14 protein-coding genes and 1 tRNA gene are annotated in these 13317 nt (G+C 66.4%); 11 read left to right on the forward strand and 4 right to left on the reverse strand.

Going from position 1 to position 13317, the window contains the following annotated elements; translation table 11 throughout:
• Positions 1–6: 6 nt before the first annotated feature.
• Together hisS and prfA are read left to right on the forward strand one after the other, a co-directional pair.
• Positions 7–1260 carry a histidine--tRNA ligase gene (gene hisS, locus ACZ5BM_RS16020; RefSeq protein ID WP_498909126.1) on the forward strand — a complete coding sequence of 418 codons (1254 nt, stop codon included), beginning with the start codon at positions 7–9 and terminating at the stop codon, positions 1258–1260.
• Positions 1257–2312: a peptide chain release factor 1 gene (gene prfA / locus ACZ5BM_RS16025; protein WP_498909127.1), complete on the forward strand. Its 1056-nt coding sequence runs from the start codon at positions 1257–1259 to the stop codon at positions 2310–2312. Before hisS ends, prfA begins: the two co-directional genes overlap by 4 nt.
• 17 nt (positions 2313–2329) lie before the next feature.
• Here the strand turns inward: prfA and ACZ5BM_RS16030 are convergent, their stop codons facing one another.
• Positions 2330–2782 carry a hypothetical protein gene (locus tag ACZ5BM_RS16030; RefSeq protein ID WP_498909128.1) on the reverse strand — a complete coding sequence of 151 codons (453 nt, stop codon included), beginning with the start codon at positions 2780–2782 and terminating at the stop codon, positions 2330–2332.
• Between the two features lie 11 nt (positions 2783–2793).
• Here ACZ5BM_RS16030 and prmC point away from each other — a divergent pair, with 11 nt between their 5' ends.
• Together prmC and ACZ5BM_RS16040 are read left to right on the forward strand one after the other, a co-directional pair.
• Positions 2794–3672, forward strand: coding sequence for a N5-glutamine methyltransferase family protein (gene prmC / locus ACZ5BM_RS16035; RefSeq protein WP_498909129.1), 879 nt, complete (start codon positions 2794–2796; stop codon positions 3670–3672).
• A 215-nt stretch (positions 3673–3887) separates the two neighbouring features.
• Positions 3888–4346 (forward strand): DUF4167 domain-containing protein, encoded by a 459-nt coding sequence (locus ACZ5BM_RS16040; RefSeq protein WP_498909130.1) that lies wholly within the window; start codon positions 3888–3890, stop codon positions 4344–4346.
• Here ACZ5BM_RS16040 and ACZ5BM_RS16045 read toward each other — a convergent pair.
• Positions 4316–5452: a mechanosensitive ion channel family protein gene (locus ACZ5BM_RS16045; RefSeq protein WP_498909131.1), complete on the reverse strand. Its 1137-nt coding sequence runs from the start codon at positions 5450–5452 to the stop codon at positions 4316–4318. The two genes, ACZ5BM_RS16040 and ACZ5BM_RS16045, sit on opposite strands and share 31 nt — an antisense overlap.
• Before the next feature lie 101 nt (positions 5453–5553).
• Here ACZ5BM_RS16045 and ACZ5BM_RS16050 point away from each other — a divergent pair.
• The 7 genes from ACZ5BM_RS16050 (at position 5554) to ACZ5BM_RS16080 (ending at position 10567) form a co-directional block, all read left to right on the forward strand.
• Positions 5554–5628 (forward strand) — tRNA-Met (locus tag ACZ5BM_RS16050).
• A 241-nt stretch (positions 5629–5869) separates the two neighbouring features.
• Positions 5870–7702, forward strand: coding sequence for an autotransporter domain-containing protein (locus ACZ5BM_RS16055; protein WP_498909132.1), 1833 nt, complete (start codon positions 5870–5872; stop codon positions 7700–7702).
• Positions 7703–7889: 187 nt separating this feature from the next.
• Positions 7890–8372: a cell wall hydrolase gene (locus ACZ5BM_RS16060; protein ID WP_498909133.1), complete on the forward strand. Its 483-nt coding sequence runs from the start codon at positions 7890–7892 to the stop codon at positions 8370–8372.
• A complete protein-coding gene (locus ACZ5BM_RS16065) occupies positions 8369–8710 on the forward strand; it encodes a hypothetical protein (RefSeq protein ID WP_498909134.1) in 342 nt (113 codons plus the stop codon). The genes ACZ5BM_RS16060 and ACZ5BM_RS16065 overlap by 4 nt, the downstream gene beginning before the upstream one ends.
• Positions 8707–9270, forward strand: a complete 564-nt coding sequence (locus tag ACZ5BM_RS16070) for a hypothetical protein (RefSeq protein ID WP_498909135.1) — start codon at positions 8707–8709, stop codon at positions 9268–9270. The genes ACZ5BM_RS16065 and ACZ5BM_RS16070 overlap by 4 nt, the downstream gene beginning before the upstream one ends.
• 59 nt (positions 9271–9329) lie before the next feature.
• Positions 9330–10103, forward strand: coding sequence for a C1 family peptidase (locus ACZ5BM_RS16075; protein ID WP_498909136.1), 774 nt, complete (start codon positions 9330–9332; stop codon positions 10101–10103).
• Complete coding sequence (locus ACZ5BM_RS16080; protein ID WP_498909137.1) at positions 10100–10567, forward strand: hypothetical protein; 468 nt, start codon at positions 10100–10102, stop codon at positions 10565–10567. The genes ACZ5BM_RS16075 and ACZ5BM_RS16080 overlap by 4 nt, the downstream gene beginning before the upstream one ends.
• A gap of 3 nt (positions 10568–10570) precedes the next feature.
• Here ACZ5BM_RS16080 and ACZ5BM_RS16085 read toward each other — a convergent pair whose 3' ends face one another.
• Together ACZ5BM_RS16085 and ACZ5BM_RS16090 are read right to left on the reverse strand one after the other, a co-directional pair.
• A complete protein-coding gene (locus ACZ5BM_RS16085; protein ID WP_498909139.1) occupies positions 10571–12247 on the reverse strand; it encodes a S10 family peptidase in 1677 nt (558 codons plus the stop codon).
• 152 nt (positions 12248–12399) lie between these two features.
• A complete protein-coding gene (locus tag ACZ5BM_RS16090) occupies positions 12400–13308 on the reverse strand; it encodes a LysR family transcriptional regulator (RefSeq protein WP_498909140.1) in 909 nt (302 codons plus the stop codon).
• Between the last annotated feature and the right edge of the window lie 9 nt (positions 13309–13317).

Consider the following 13317-nt stretch of genomic DNA (forward strand, 5'->3'; position numbering starts at 1 on the left):
TACAGCATGCAACTTATTCAGCCGGCCCGGGGCACCCGCGACCTTCTGGGCGAGGACCAGCGCCGCCACGCCCACGTGATCGACACCGCCCGTCGCGTCGCCGGCCTCTATGGCTACGACGAGTGGGTCACCCCGATCTTCGAGGATACGCGGGTGTTTTCGCGCTCGCTCGGCGAGACCTCGGACGTGGTGTCCAAGGAGATGTACAGCTTCCCCGACCGGGGCGGCGATTCCATCACCCTGCGCCCCGAGGGCACGGCGGCGATCTGCCGGGCTCTGGTCACCAACGGCCTGACCCAGTCCCTGCCGCAGAAGGCGTTCTATGCCGGGCCGATGTTCCGGTACGAGCGGCCGCAGAAGGGGCGCTACCGTCAGTTCCATCAGGTCGGCGCGGAGCTGATCGGTGCGGCCGAGCCGCTGGCCGATGCGGAAACGATCGCGCTCGGACGCGACATCCTGCGCGCGCTCGGTCTCGAGAACGACGTAGTGCTGGAGCTGAATACGCTGGGCGACGCGCAGAGCCGTGCCGACTGGCGGGACGCGCTGGTGCGTTATTTCCATGACGTCGCCGAGGGTCTGTCGGAGGAAAGCCGCAAGCGTCTGGAGCGCAACCCGCTGCGTATCCTGGACAGCAAGTCCCCGGCCGATCAGGCGCTGGTGGCCGATGCGCCGCTGATTGAGCCGTTTCTGAGCGAGCCGGCGCGGGCGTTCTGGGACCAGCTCCGGACCGCGCTGGACGGGTTCGGGGTGGCGTTCCGGCACAATCCGCGGATCGTGCGCGGTCTGGACTATTACAGCCATACCGCTTTCGAGTTCGTGACCGAGAAGCTGGGTGCGCAGGGCACGGTTCTGGCCGGTGGACGCTATGACGGTCTGGTGGCCGATATGGGTGGCCCGCAGACGCCGGCGATCGGCTGGGCGGCGGGGGTCGAGCGGCTGTCCATGCTGCTGGATCAGGCGCCGGCGGCGCCGTGCGGCATTGCCGTGGTGCCGGTGGGCGATGGGTCGCAGGCGGTGGCGGTGAAGGTGTTGCAGAGCCTGCGCGCGGCCGGTCTGCGCGCGGAGATGGCGTATCGCGGCAACCTCAAGAAGCGCATGGAGCGGGCCAACCGCATCGGCGCGCCGTTCGCGGTGATCGTCGGCGAAAGCGAGGCCGCGCGCGGCGTGGTGCAGCTCAAGAACCTGTCCGACGGCACCCAGGACGAGGTGCCGATCCTGGATCTGGCCGCCCGGATCGCGGGGGCCGGTTCGGCGCAATGAGGTTCGAGGACCGGCTGGACCGGATCGTCGCGCGTGCCGACGAGCTGCAGGCGATGCTGTCCGGTACGTTGAGCGGCGAGGCCTTCACCAAGGCGTCGCGCGAATTCGCCGAGCTGGGGCCGCTGGTGGAGCGCGTCGGCGCCCTGCGCGCGGCGGAAAAGGAGCTGCGCGACGCCGAGGCGCTGCTCGCCGATCCGGACATGCGCGAGCTGGCGGAAGCCGAACGGGACCGGCTGACCGCCGAACTTCCGGGCCTGCGTCACGAGATCCGTCTCGCGCTGCTGCCCAAGGACGAAGCCGACGCGCGCAGTGCCATTCTGGAAATCCGTCCCGCTGCCGGCGGCGATGAGGCCGGCTTGTTCGCGGCCGAGCTGTTCGGCGCCTACCGGAAATTTGCCGAGTTGCACGGCTACAGCTTCGAGCTGATGGATTACGACGAGAGCGAGCTCGGCGGGCTGCGCGGTGCGATCGCCACCATCAACGGGCGCGGCGTGTTCGCGAAGCTGAAATACGAGTCCGGCGTCCACCGCGTGCAGCGCGTGCCGGCGACCGAATCGCAGGGGCGTATCCATACCTCGACCGTGACCGTGGCGGTGCTGCCGGAAGCGGAGGAGGTCGATGTCTCCGTCAACGAGAGCGATCTGCGCATCGACGTGTATCGTGCCTCGGGGGCGGGCGGCCAGCACGTCAACAAGACCGAGAGCGCCGTGCGCATCACCCATCTGCCGACCGGCATCGTGGTGGCGATGCAGGAGGAGCGGTCGCAGCACAAGAACCGCGCCAAGGCGATGAAGATTCTGCGGGCGCGTCTCTATGAAGGGCAGCGCGCGCAGGCGGCGTCGGAGCGTGCGGCTGATCGCAAGTCGCAGGTGGGCACCGGCGACCGTTCGGAGCGCATCCGCACCTATAATTTCCCGCAAGGGCGGGTGTCCGACCATCGCATCAATCTGACCCTCTACAAGATCGACCGGGTGATGCAGGGCGAATTCGACGAGTTCGTGGATGCGCTGGCGGCGGACGAACAGGCGACCCTGCTGGCGCAGGAGGAATGAGCGGCAAAGCCGCCCGCTCAGGAAATCGGCGCCTCGCAGAAGGGCGACGGGCCGGGTTTCGGCCGGGACGCCATGCGGTCGGCCGGGTCGACCAGATAGAACAAGGTGAAATCCTCGGCGCCCACGGCGATGAAGCGCATTCCGTCCGGCGCCGGCAGTGTGCCGCCGCCGCTGACCTGGCGGGTCTGTCGCGAGCCGTCCGCGGCGAGATAGCTGATCTGGCCGCACAGCGCGTAATCGTGGGCGGTGTGGCCGGGCTGATCCGGCGCGTCCACCCGGATTTCCTTGTGGGTGTGCGCGTCGTCGAGCTGGAACTGCGCGGCGAGCTTGCCGTCGATGTAGAGGCGCGTGGTTTCCGCGATCTCCTCCGCGGCCTTGTCGTCCACCACGGTGAAGCTGGCGGCGCGGGCGCAAAGCGGCGTTCCGAGCAGGAACAGGATTGCTGCGGCGGTGCGTGTTCTGATCGGCATGGCGTCGCAGCATGACACGGAACAGCGTCGAGCGTCTTCTGGCGATGGCGACCATGCGTCTGGGCGAGGCCGGAATCGAGGGGCCGGGCCGGGAAGCGCGGCTTTTGCTGGCGCATGCGCTCGGCACCGATGCGGCCGGGCTGTTGCGCCTGGGGCGGCAGGCGATGGTCGACACGGAGCGGTTCGACACGCTGCTGGCACGCCGCTGCGGTCGCGAGCCGATGGCGTTCCTGCTCGGCTCCTGCGGGTTCTGGTCCCTGGATCTGGCCGTGTCGGGCGATACGCTGATTCCACGCGCCGATAGCGAGGCGGTGGTGGAAGCGGTTCTGGAGGCGATCCCGGACCGGGCGCGATCTCTCCGCGTGCTGGATTTCGGCACCGGTACCGGCTGTCTGTTGCTGGCGGTTCTCAGCGAATATCCGTCGGCCACGGGGTTCGGCGTCGATCTGTCGCCGGGTGCGGCTGCGCTGGCGCATCGGAACGCAGCCTCGAACGGGCTCGGTGTACGCGCGACCTTTCTGTGCGGCAGTTGGGACGCATCGATCGAGACGCAGGTCGATCTGGTTGTTTCCAACCCGCCCTACATTCCGGAAGCGGATCTGCCGTCCTTGATGCCGGAGGTGCGCCTGTTCGAACCGGCACGCGCCCTGGACGGGGGCGGGGACGGTTTGACCGCCTATCGCGCGTTGATGCCGGCTTTGCATCGTGTGCTTGTGCCGGGCGGCTTGGCCGTGTTCGAGTTCGGCATCGGCCAGGCGCCGGAGATTGCCGCTCTGGCGAAGGCGTCCGGTTTCGATGTCCTGGGTGTAAGGGCCGATCTGGGCGGGGTGGATCGGGCCATCATCCTGCGGCGGCCGGGCAGGATCCAGGCCGCAAATATCGTTTGGTGAAATCCATTCGGAGAGGTAGGATTTCAGTTAGTCCATCGAATCAGCGACCGTCATATCGGCCGCCGATGGCCGGAATTCGGTTCGAGATGCCGATCCGGGCGACCGAGAGATACGGTCGAGACTCCAGGATCACGGTGCCGGTCCGTCTGGCATGCGATCCATCATGACCGAGCAGAACCCGTCCGGCACCCACAGGAAAGCGCTGCGATAAGCTGATGAACATGAAACGTATGCGTGGCCGCAACCATCGTCAGGGCGGCGGTGGCGGCGGCGGTTCGCCGATCCGGCACAACAACGGCCAGATCCCCCTCAACCGCAATCATGTGTTCGACAGCAACGGCCCCGATCTGCGCATTCGCGGCACGGCGCAGCAGCTTTTCGAGAAATACCTCCAGCTCGGCCGCGACGCGACCAGCTCCGGCGACCGCGTGATGGCGGAAGGCTATTTCCAGCATGCCGAGCATTATTTCCGCATCCTGAACGCGATCGCCCAGGCTGCGCAGCAGAACCAGGCCGCGCAGCAGGCGCATCACCAGCGCAACCGCCAGTACCAGGATGGCGAGCAGGGCGAGCGCGGAGCGCAGGACGAGGTGCCGGCCGACGCCGTGCAGCAGGCCGCCCCCGTCGCGCAGGAGCCGGAGGCTCAGCCCGATCTGTCGCCCGCCGAAGCCTGAACCGGACCCGATCCTCCCGCGCCTGCGGGGGGATCGAACCGCACCCTGGTCCTGGGCAGCGCTTCGGGTGCGTTCTGCTGCAGCCAGGCCAGGATGCGTTCGCGCACGAAGCAGCGAAGGTCCCAGGTCTGCGGCGCGTTGCGTCCGCTCATCAGCATGCGGATCTCGATCGTGTGGTCCTTCACGTCGCTGACCTGGAGATTGACCACCTTGCCGTCCCAGAGCGGCGTTTGCCGGACGATCTCTTCGAGCGCAGCCCGCATCGGCTCTACCGGCACCGCGTAATCCAGATAGAAATAGACGCTGCCGATCAGCGATGCCGATTGGTGGGTCCAGTTCTGGAACGGTTTCTCCAGGAAATAGGCGATCGGCAGGATCATCCGGCGCCAATCCCAGAGACGCACCACCACGTAGGTGGAGGTGATCTCCTCGATCCAGCCCCATTCGCCTTCCACGATCACCGCGTCGTCGATCCGGATCGGCTGCGTCATGGCGATCTGCACGCCGGCGATGAGGTTGGTGAGCAGCGGGCGTGCGGCGAGGCCGACCACCAGGGATGCGGCACCGGCGGACGCAAACAGGCTGAGCCCGTACTGGCGTACCGGATCGAACGTCATCAGCGCGGCGGAGATGGTGATCACGATCAGCAGCAGATCGGCTGCGCGTTTCAGGATCCGTACCTGGGTGACGTGCTTGCGCGCGTTGAGATTGTCTTCCTCGCCGGTCTTGAAGCGGGCCAAATAGAGTTCGGCCGAGACCCGGATCAGCGTCGAGGCGACCCAGCCGAGCAGCAGCACGAACGCGACCAGAAGCGCCTGTCCGACATTGGCCAGCGCGCGGTAGGACAGGCCGGCGGCGGGCAGGGCGGCGCCCATCGCCACGACCACCACGAACAGGCGTGCCGGGCGCCTGATCTCCCGCAAGAACGAGCGGAAGAAGGCCTGACGCGGATTCGGGATACGCAGAAAGAGGTCGACGATGACCTTGCTGGCCAGAAGCGCGGCCAGACCGGCCACCAGCATCACCAGAAGGGACGCGAGCGGCGCCGGCGCCCAGTCCAGCCAGCCATGGACCAGGCTGAGATAATGCAGAAAGTCTTTGCGCATGGGCCCTCGGCTGGGTGTGGAACGCTTTTGGAATGACGGAGACGGCGCGCGGGCGTTGACTTGCCCCCGCCGGATGGGTATCTGACCGCTCCCGGCGCGATGGCGGCGTAGCTCAGCGGTAGAGCAGGGGAATCATAATCCCTTGGTCGGCGGTTCAAATCCGTCCGCCGCTACCACCGCGCCGGGTTGTCCTCGAATTCGATACAGATGATCGCACCCGGCGTCCGGCGGCAAGGGTGACGGCCACGCGTCCTGTTTGCACGCATCGCGCATGACCGCCGCGACTCATAACGCCGACAAATGCCGCAGGATGACGGTCTTCCCAGGACTTTTCTAAGGCAGAAGCAAAAGGTCGGCGGCTCTCGTTGCGGAGCAGGTTCAAAAGGCGTTGGATGACGGCAGGGAGAAACCGTCATCATGAAGAAACGGAATCCGTTGCGACGCTGTACCGGCGCGCTGTGCCTGCTGGCGCTCGGATCGGCGCCTATGGCCGCCCGGGCGGCACCCGGATCGATCTGGGCGTTCGGCGACAGCCTGTCCGATAACGGCAATATCGCCCGGATGCTGCCTGGCTACAGCAATGGCCCGGGCTATGACGGCGCGCGGTTCTCCAACGGTCCGGTGTATGTCGAGGACCTGCCCGGATTGCTGAAACAGGGTTTCGTGCCCACCAACGACAAGGCGGTCGGCGGCGCCTTCGCCGGGAGCGGCAATCTCGTCGGCGGCTTTCTGCCGGGGACGGCCACCGAGATCGCCGCCTTTACGGCGTCCGGGAGCCGATTCGGCCCTCACGACACTGTTCTGCTTCTGGCTGGCGCCAACGATTATTTCGGCGTGCTGGGGAGCGCGAACGGCGCCGCGATCGACGTTGCGGCGCAGAACGCGCGCGTCACGGGCGATATCGTCGCCGATGCCGACCGTCTGGCAAACCTCGGCGCGCGCAGGCTGGTGGTGCTGAACGTGCCGGATCTCGGTCTGACGCCGCGCTATCTCGGCAATGCCACCGCGACGGCCCTGTCGGCCGGGACCGATACGGCGCTGCCGTCGCTGCTGCGTCCGCTCGCCGCCGACGGCCGGACTGTCTATCTGATCGATCTGAACGGGCTGCTGCACGAGGCGGTGGCGGACCCGGCGCGTTTCGGGCTGACGGACGTGACCCATGCCTGCATCGCCACGCCCGCCTGCCTGAAAGCCGACGTCGCGACGCAGAACCAGACCCTGTTCTGGGACACGGTGCACCCCAACACCGCGGTGCATGCCATCATCGCGGCGGCGATCGCCAACCAGCTCGGCGCGGCGGATGCGATCGGCATGCAGGGCCAGGTGGCGCTGGAGACCGCGCGCGGGTTCGGCGAGCGGTTGATCCGGCAAGGGGCGGGCGACGGCGCGGTGGCGATCGGCGATGGCCGTGTTTCGGTGTTTCTCCAGGCGGATCATCAATCCGGACGGTTCCAGGCGCGCGGCCAGCAGGATTCGTTCGGAGACGACATCCTCTCCACAGCGGCCGGCTTTTCGGTGCATCTCGCGCCGCATGCGGAGATCGGCGCGGCAGTCGGCTACAGCCGGGCCGATGCCGGTGCGACCGACGCGTTCGGCCGATCCGACGCTGCCCATTTCCGCACCGACGCGTATCACATCGGCACCTTCGCCCGGATCGAGCAAGGCGGCTTGTTCGCCGCTTTGGCCGGCAGCTACAGCTTCCTGCGTGGTGCGCAGGGCAGCCGGACCGGGCTATTGACCGGGGAACGCATCGACGGCGCGCCGAATGGCGAGGCGGGCACGGTGGCGGGAGCGTTCGGCTATCGCCTCCGATCCGGTCGATTCCGGTTCGGTCCTGTGGCGCGGATCGCCTACACCCATGCGGCTTTGGACGGATACACGGAGACCGGCGAGCCGGTGCTGATCCAGCATGTCGGGCATCAGAACCTCGACAGCGTGCTGGGGCGCGCAGGTCTGGAGGCGGATGCGCGGTTCCATGTTCCGCTGGGGATCCTAACGCCCTATGCGAACATCGCCGCTGCGCGTGAATTCCTGGATGGCGGCCGCACGCTCGATACCAGCTTCGTCTCCGCTGGACTGCCGATCCGCACGACCCTGCCCGGCTATGGGGGTACCTTCGGCCTGGCCGGGGGCGGGGTGTCGCTGTCTTCCGCCCAGGGGGACGGAGTCGATCTGGGGTTCCAGAGTTCGTTCGGACGTCGCGACGTGGTTCAGCGCGACGTCCTGTTGCGGGCGCATCTCCGGTTCTGAGATCGCTTCCGTTCGAGATCGGGACGGCGCTGTTGCAAACACGTCGCCGGACCCGGTGGGGACAGGCATAGTGTCACCATACGGCGAACGGCCGGTCTGAAAGGGCCGTACGTTCCGACACCGTATCGTCTGCCGCAAAAGGCCGCTCCATCCGGGGCGGCCTTTTTCGTGTTCGGAGGGTTCGCGGATGAGTTTCGACATGACTTCGCCCCGTCTGGTGCTGGCCGGCACCGCCTATGGGGAATGCCGTGGAGGCGGCCGGACGGGGATGGAGAACGTCCTGTCCGTGGTGATGCGGCGCTGGCGGGACGGCTGGGAACGCACCCCGCTCGCCGTGTGTCTCGCGCCCCGGCAGTTCTCCTGCTGGGGGGACTGCAACAGGAGTGCGATTCTTTCCGCCTCCATGCGCGATCAGGCCAGTTGGGATCTGGCGCTTGCCGTCGCCGACGCGGCGCTCGCCGGCACTCTGCCGAACCGCACCGGCGATGCGGACAGCTATTTCGCGCTGAGCATGACCAAGCCGGCCTACTGGGCGCGGCCGCCGGCGCGACACGTGTTTTCCGACAACTGGCACTCCTTCTGGAGGGTGAGCCGTGTTCCCGCCATTGACGATGCCACGGACCGATTGAACCAGGCCCAGCTCGCCGCCCACGCCATGGAGCCCGCATGACCGAAACCGTTCCCGCCATGGTCGGAGGCTGGCGGACGCTCAGCCGTCATCTGCTCGATTGGTCGAAGCAGCCTTCCACCCAACAGGGGTTGAGCCTGTTCATCGGCGGCGTGGTGCTGGCGCTGGTGCACCCGTTCGCGGCGGCGGAAGGCATCGCCGCCACGCTGATCGCAGCCAGTCTGCCCAAACTATGGCCGGACAACACCACGGATGCGATCCGCGTCGGTTCGCTGTCCAACGCGATCGCCCATGCCGCGGTCACCCGCAAATCGACCGATCTCGCCAACGCGGCGGAAGAGGCCGTCGCCGTTCTGAAACCGCTGGGAGCTGCCGCTTGAGAAACATCGTGACCATCACGGCGCCTTCGTCCAGACGTGCCATTCTGCGCAGCGCGTTGCTGGGGGCTGCGGCGCTCGGCGTCGCCGCCTGCACCGTGTCTCACGGCGGCACCGTCATCACGGCCACGCTGGACGTGAACAGGTTGTTGACCGACGGGCAGGCGATCGTGAGCGCGCTCGATACGGCGCTGCTGATTCCCGGCGTGGCGGCCTTGCTCGGCGCCAATCTCGTGACGGCCGAAGCGGCTCTGGCCGCTGCCGGAGCGGCGATGGCCGAGCTGAAGACGCTGGCCGGGAACAGCGTCTCGGTCAGCATCGATACCGCGCGGATACAGGCGTTGGCGGCGAGCCTGCTGTCGGACGCGCGGACCGTGTTGTCGCTTTTGCACGGGCTGGCTCCGGCGACCGCGGTCACGTCCCGGCTGGCGCTGCTGGTGGCCGCGTCCACGACCTTGATGCCGCTGGTGGAGCAGGCGGCCGGGCTTTCCGCAGCCATGTCGGCAAGTGTCGGTCCCGCCATGACCGAAGCGGAGGCGCTCCGCATCGCGCAGGCCGGTTGAGGCCGGGTTTCGTTTTCGCAAGAGGAGGACAGCAGCGTTTGATCGAACGAAACCATAGCGTGAAACTTGGCCGTAAGCCGGCCCGCATCGACGTCCGCACACCCAGGCTCGGCGCCATGCTGAGCGCGCAGCTTCCTGCACCGCCCGCTTCCTGCGACCACGGCGCGCTGCTGGACACGTGGAAGCTGTGGCGCAACGGCGATCAGCTCGGCGATCATGACCAGACCATTCCCGGTCTTGGCGACTGCACCGCGGTCAGCGTCGCCAGCGCCATCCGTGTCATGACCGCCGGACGCGGCGGCGAGATCGAGCTCTCCGACGATCAGGTGGTCGGGATCTACGCGGCCAATGGCTACGATCCCGCCCGTCCTGGCAGCGATCAGGGTGCGGTGGAACTCGACGTTCTGGATCGTTGGTGCCGGGACGGATATGCGATCGGCCGTCAGGCGCCGGACGTTCTGACCGCCTATGGCACGGTGGACTATACCCAGGCGGATTCGGTGCGGCGCGCCATCGCCATGCTGGGCGGGCTGTATATCGGGCTCGCTCTGCCGGAATACGCGCTGGTGCAGGGCGCCGACTGGTGCGCGCAGGCGTCCCGCCCGCCTTCGGTCGGCGGTCATGCGGTGTTCGTGCACGGCTACGACGCCGACTGGCTGTATCTGAACAGCTGGGGCGAGCGGAAGCGGATGGATTGGGGTTTCTTCCGCACTTATTGCGACGAGGCTTACGGGCTTCTGTCGCGCGATTGGCTCGACACGCACGGAAACTCTCCGATGCATGAAAGTTTCGACGTCGTGGCGAAGGAGTTGCGGGCCGCGCGTTCGGCATGAGCGTATGCCGTGCGGTGCTGGCCACGGCGCTGTTCTTGTTGTCGGGTTGCGGAAGTTTGCAGGCGTGGCGGGCGAGAAGCGTTCTGCCCGGTGCAACCGAACCTGATCTGATCGCCTGCATGGGTGTGCCGGCGGAGAAGCAATATCTCAGCCGCGACCAATCCGTTCTGCAATGGGACTACGCCCAGAGCGGCACGGATATCGATCTCGAATTCGGGATCTACGCTTTGAAACTCGGCAGACCCGGACTGTGCCATGCCGCGATCAGGTTCGATCGCGGCATCGCCGTCTCGGTGCATTTCACCGGATCGGTGGTGACGCCCACCGATCCGGACAGTATCTGCGGACGGCTGGTGCATGATTGTCTGGCGCACCCGGACAAAACGCCATTGCCGGACGATTTCGACAATCTCGACATTCTGGAGAACAAGCCGCCGGCACGGTCCGACCGCGCCGGCGGCTGAGCTTTAGTGCGCCTTGTCAGCAGTTGCCGGCTGATGATCGTTGGCGCGGATGAAGTTGGCGACGTTGTCGTGCAATTGCTTCCGCGCCGCGTCGTTCAGATACACCATGTGTCCCGACGCATACTGGTGGAATTCGATATTGCTTTCGAGGCGACGCGGCATCGGCAAATGCTGCATCTCGTAGATGCCTTCGTAGTAGGGCGTGCCAAGATCGAAATAGCCCGCGTTCAACTGCACCTTCAGCGTCGGATTGAACTTCATCGCCGTCGCCATGTCCTGCAGCACGTTCGGCATCGCCGGCAGTGGCGAGGACTCACCCGGTGGCTGGTGCTTGTTGTCCCAATCCTTGAAGACGTCGATCTCGGTCTTGTATTTCAGGTTGGTGTTGTAGTGCAGCGTGTTGCGCACGTACTCGTTGAAGCCGGCGGTAAAGGCGGCGTCGATGCCGGCATCGAGCGGATCGTAGGACGCGCCGCTATCTAGCGGGTTCATGCTGGGGCCCTGGTAGCGCGAGTCGAGACGACCTGTGACGTCCCCCTGGTCGATCAACAACTCATGCGCGAACTGGTCGCCCTCGATGCGCAGATCGGCGCGCTTGATGTAGTCGACCGGCAGACCGGTATAGGCGTGCAGCTTGTTGGCGATCTCATCGCGCTTTGCGTCGTCCAGAGCTGAACCCTGCGCCAGCGCGGTCAGGTAGTCGGTGGTGGCGAATTGCTGAACTTCCTTCAGGAAGCTTGGCAGATCAGAGGGCTGGCTCGGCAGCTTGTGGTGATACCAGGCGGTGGCGGCATAGCTCGGCAGCGCCAGGACATAGGACATGTCCTCGCCCGGGAAGCTCTTCGATGTATCGACCGAATTGGCGTAGTCGAAGATCTGCGACAGCAGGATCACGCCGTTCAGCCCGACGCCTTCGTTCTGTTCGAGCATGTTGGACAGCACGGCGGAACGCATGGTGCCGTAGCTCTCGCCCATCAGGAATTTCGGCGAGTTCCAGCGATTGTACTTGGTCAGGAACGAGACGATGAACTGCGAGAACGCATAGGCATCCTGATCGGTGCCCCAGAACGCCTTTTCCTTGTCCTTGCCTTCGAGACGGCCGAAGCCTGTGCCCGGCGCATCGATGAACACGAGGTCGCTGGCGTCCAGCAGACTTTCGGTGTTGTTCACCAGATCGAACGGCGCCGGCGGCGTCACTGCGGCATTGGCGGTGACGACGCGCTTCGGTCCGAACGCGCCCATATGCAGCCAAACGGTCGAGGAGCCCGGGCCGCCATTGTAGAGGAAGGTGATCGGCCGCGTGCCCGGCGCGACGCCGTGCTTGAAATAGGCCACGAACGACATCTTCGCTTCCGCGTCCTTGTCGTGTCCGCCGCCTCCGGTGCTCTTGGTGTCGGACGCATTCGCCGGCTCGACCGCAGGCTGGGCCGGCGTGTCGTTGGAGGACCCGGAATCGTCCCAGCCCTTCGGATGCACCACCAGCGTGCCCACCACCGCCTGATAGCCGATCGGCACGCCGCCCACGGTCACCGTGCCGTCGCTGGTCACGGCATCGCCATGCATGTCGGGCTTGGCCGGTGCCGGCTTATCGTGCGGATCGGCCGCGAAACCGGAGGCGGACAGGGACAAGGGAACCGCGAGACAGGCCGCACCCAGAAGGAGGCGGAAACGATGCGTCATGGAATGAGCCGACAAAGGTGATGCTCCCGAACGGGCCGGCGAAGCCGGAACGATCCCTTAGACCGACATCGGCAATGTGTCGCAACAAACGAAAAATTACATTTCCGTCTTGTTTGAACGCGGGATCGCGGGCGCTGTCGCTCCCGGTCGGGTTACGCGGCCGCGTTTTGCCGGCTGCGCAGAAAGCCGCTGAAGGCCCTCAAGGTGGCCGACTGACCGCGGCGGCTCGGGAAATAGAGATAGACCGCATCCAGGGGGGACGACCACTCGGCAAGCACCCGCCGCAATCGTCCGGCACGAATGTCGCTGGTCAACAGGGCCGTCGGTGCATTGACGATGGCGGCACCCCGGCGCGCCAATGCGATTTGGGAGGCGAGATCATGGACGATCATCGCCGTCGGCGGTGCGATCTGCACGGTCTCGTCCGCGCGGCGGAGCGTCCACGGAATGACCTGGCCGGTCGCCTGACTGCGGCACATCAGAATGCGGTGGCCGATCAGGTTCTCGGGCGTATCCGGTGCCGTCCGCGTATCGAGATAGTACGGCGACGCAGCGAGAATGGCCTCGGATGCCGGAGCGACCGGGATCGCCGCCATATCCTTCTCGAGATGCTTCCCATAGCGGAGCCCGGCATCGTAGCCCTGTTTCACGATGTCGATCAGACGCGCCTCGACCGCGATGTCCAGCTCGATGTCCGGAAACGCGTCCTGGAAATCCGGCAGGAGCGGCGCGATCAGCAGTTCGAAGGGCGCACGTGGCATCGTCAGGCGGAGAGGGCCGGCCGGCCGCGTGCTCCGGCCGGTCACCGCATCGGCCGCCTGACGCAGCTGGGCCAGGGCGGGTGCTGCCGCGCGCAGATAATCCTCTCCGCAATCGGTCAGGCTGAGGCTGCGGGTCGAGCGCCGGAAAAGCGCGCTGCCCAGCCGGTCCTCCAGGCCCCGGATCGCCTGGCTGACGGCCGAGGGCGAGATGCCGAGACGCCTTCCGGCTTCGGAGAAACTTCCCGCGTCCGCCGCCGCGACGAACACGGCGACACCGTCGAGAATATCCTGGCTCCGCATCGGTGATCT

The sequence above is a fragment of the Lichenicola sp. GTC18331 genome (assembly GCF_055386855.1).

Bases quoted from the DNA above. Each gene is read 5' to 3' on its own strand.
- ACZ5BM_RS16060 (WP_498909133.1), top strand. From the start codon at position 7,890: ATGAGTTTCGACATGACTTCGCCCCGTCTGGTGCTGGCCGGCACCGCC.
- prfA (WP_498909127.1), top strand. From the start codon at position 1,257: ATGAGGTTCGAGGACCGGCTGGACCGGATCGTCGCGCGTGCCGACGAG.
- ACZ5BM_RS16040 (WP_498909130.1), top strand. From the start codon at position 3,888: ATGAACATGAAACGTATGCGTGGCCGCAACCATCGTCAGGGCGGCGGT.
- hisS (WP_498909126.1), top strand. From the start codon at position 7: ATGCAACTTATTCAGCCGGCCCGGGGCACCCGCGACCTTCTGGGCGAG.
- ACZ5BM_RS16055 (WP_498909132.1), top strand. From the start codon at position 5,870: ATGAAGAAACGGAATCCGTTGCGACGCTGTACCGGCGCGCTGTGCCTG.
- ACZ5BM_RS16080 (WP_498909137.1), top strand. From the start codon at position 10,100: ATGAGCGTATGCCGTGCGGTGCTGGCCACGGCGCTGTTCTTGTTGTCG.
- ACZ5BM_RS16090 (WP_498909140.1), bottom strand. From the start codon at position 13,308: ATGCGGAGCCAGGATATTCTCGACGGTGTCGCCGTGTTCGTCGCGGCG.
- ACZ5BM_RS16030 (WP_498909128.1), bottom strand. From the start codon at position 2,782: ATGCCGATCAGAACACGCACCGCCGCAGCAATCCTGTTCCTGCTCGGA.
- ACZ5BM_RS16085 (WP_498909139.1), bottom strand. From the start codon at position 12,247: ATGACGCATCGTTTCCGCCTCCTTCTGGGTGCGGCCTGTCTCGCGGTT.
- ACZ5BM_RS16045 (WP_498909131.1), bottom strand. From the start codon at position 5,452: ATGCGCAAAGACTTTCTGCATTATCTCAGCCTGGTCCATGGCTGGCTG.
- prmC (WP_498909129.1), top strand. From the start codon at position 2,794: ATGACACGGAACAGCGTCGAGCGTCTTCTGGCGATGGCGACCATGCGT.
- ACZ5BM_RS16065 (WP_498909134.1), top strand. From the start codon at position 8,369: ATGACCGAAACCGTTCCCGCCATGGTCGGAGGCTGGCGGACGCTCAGC.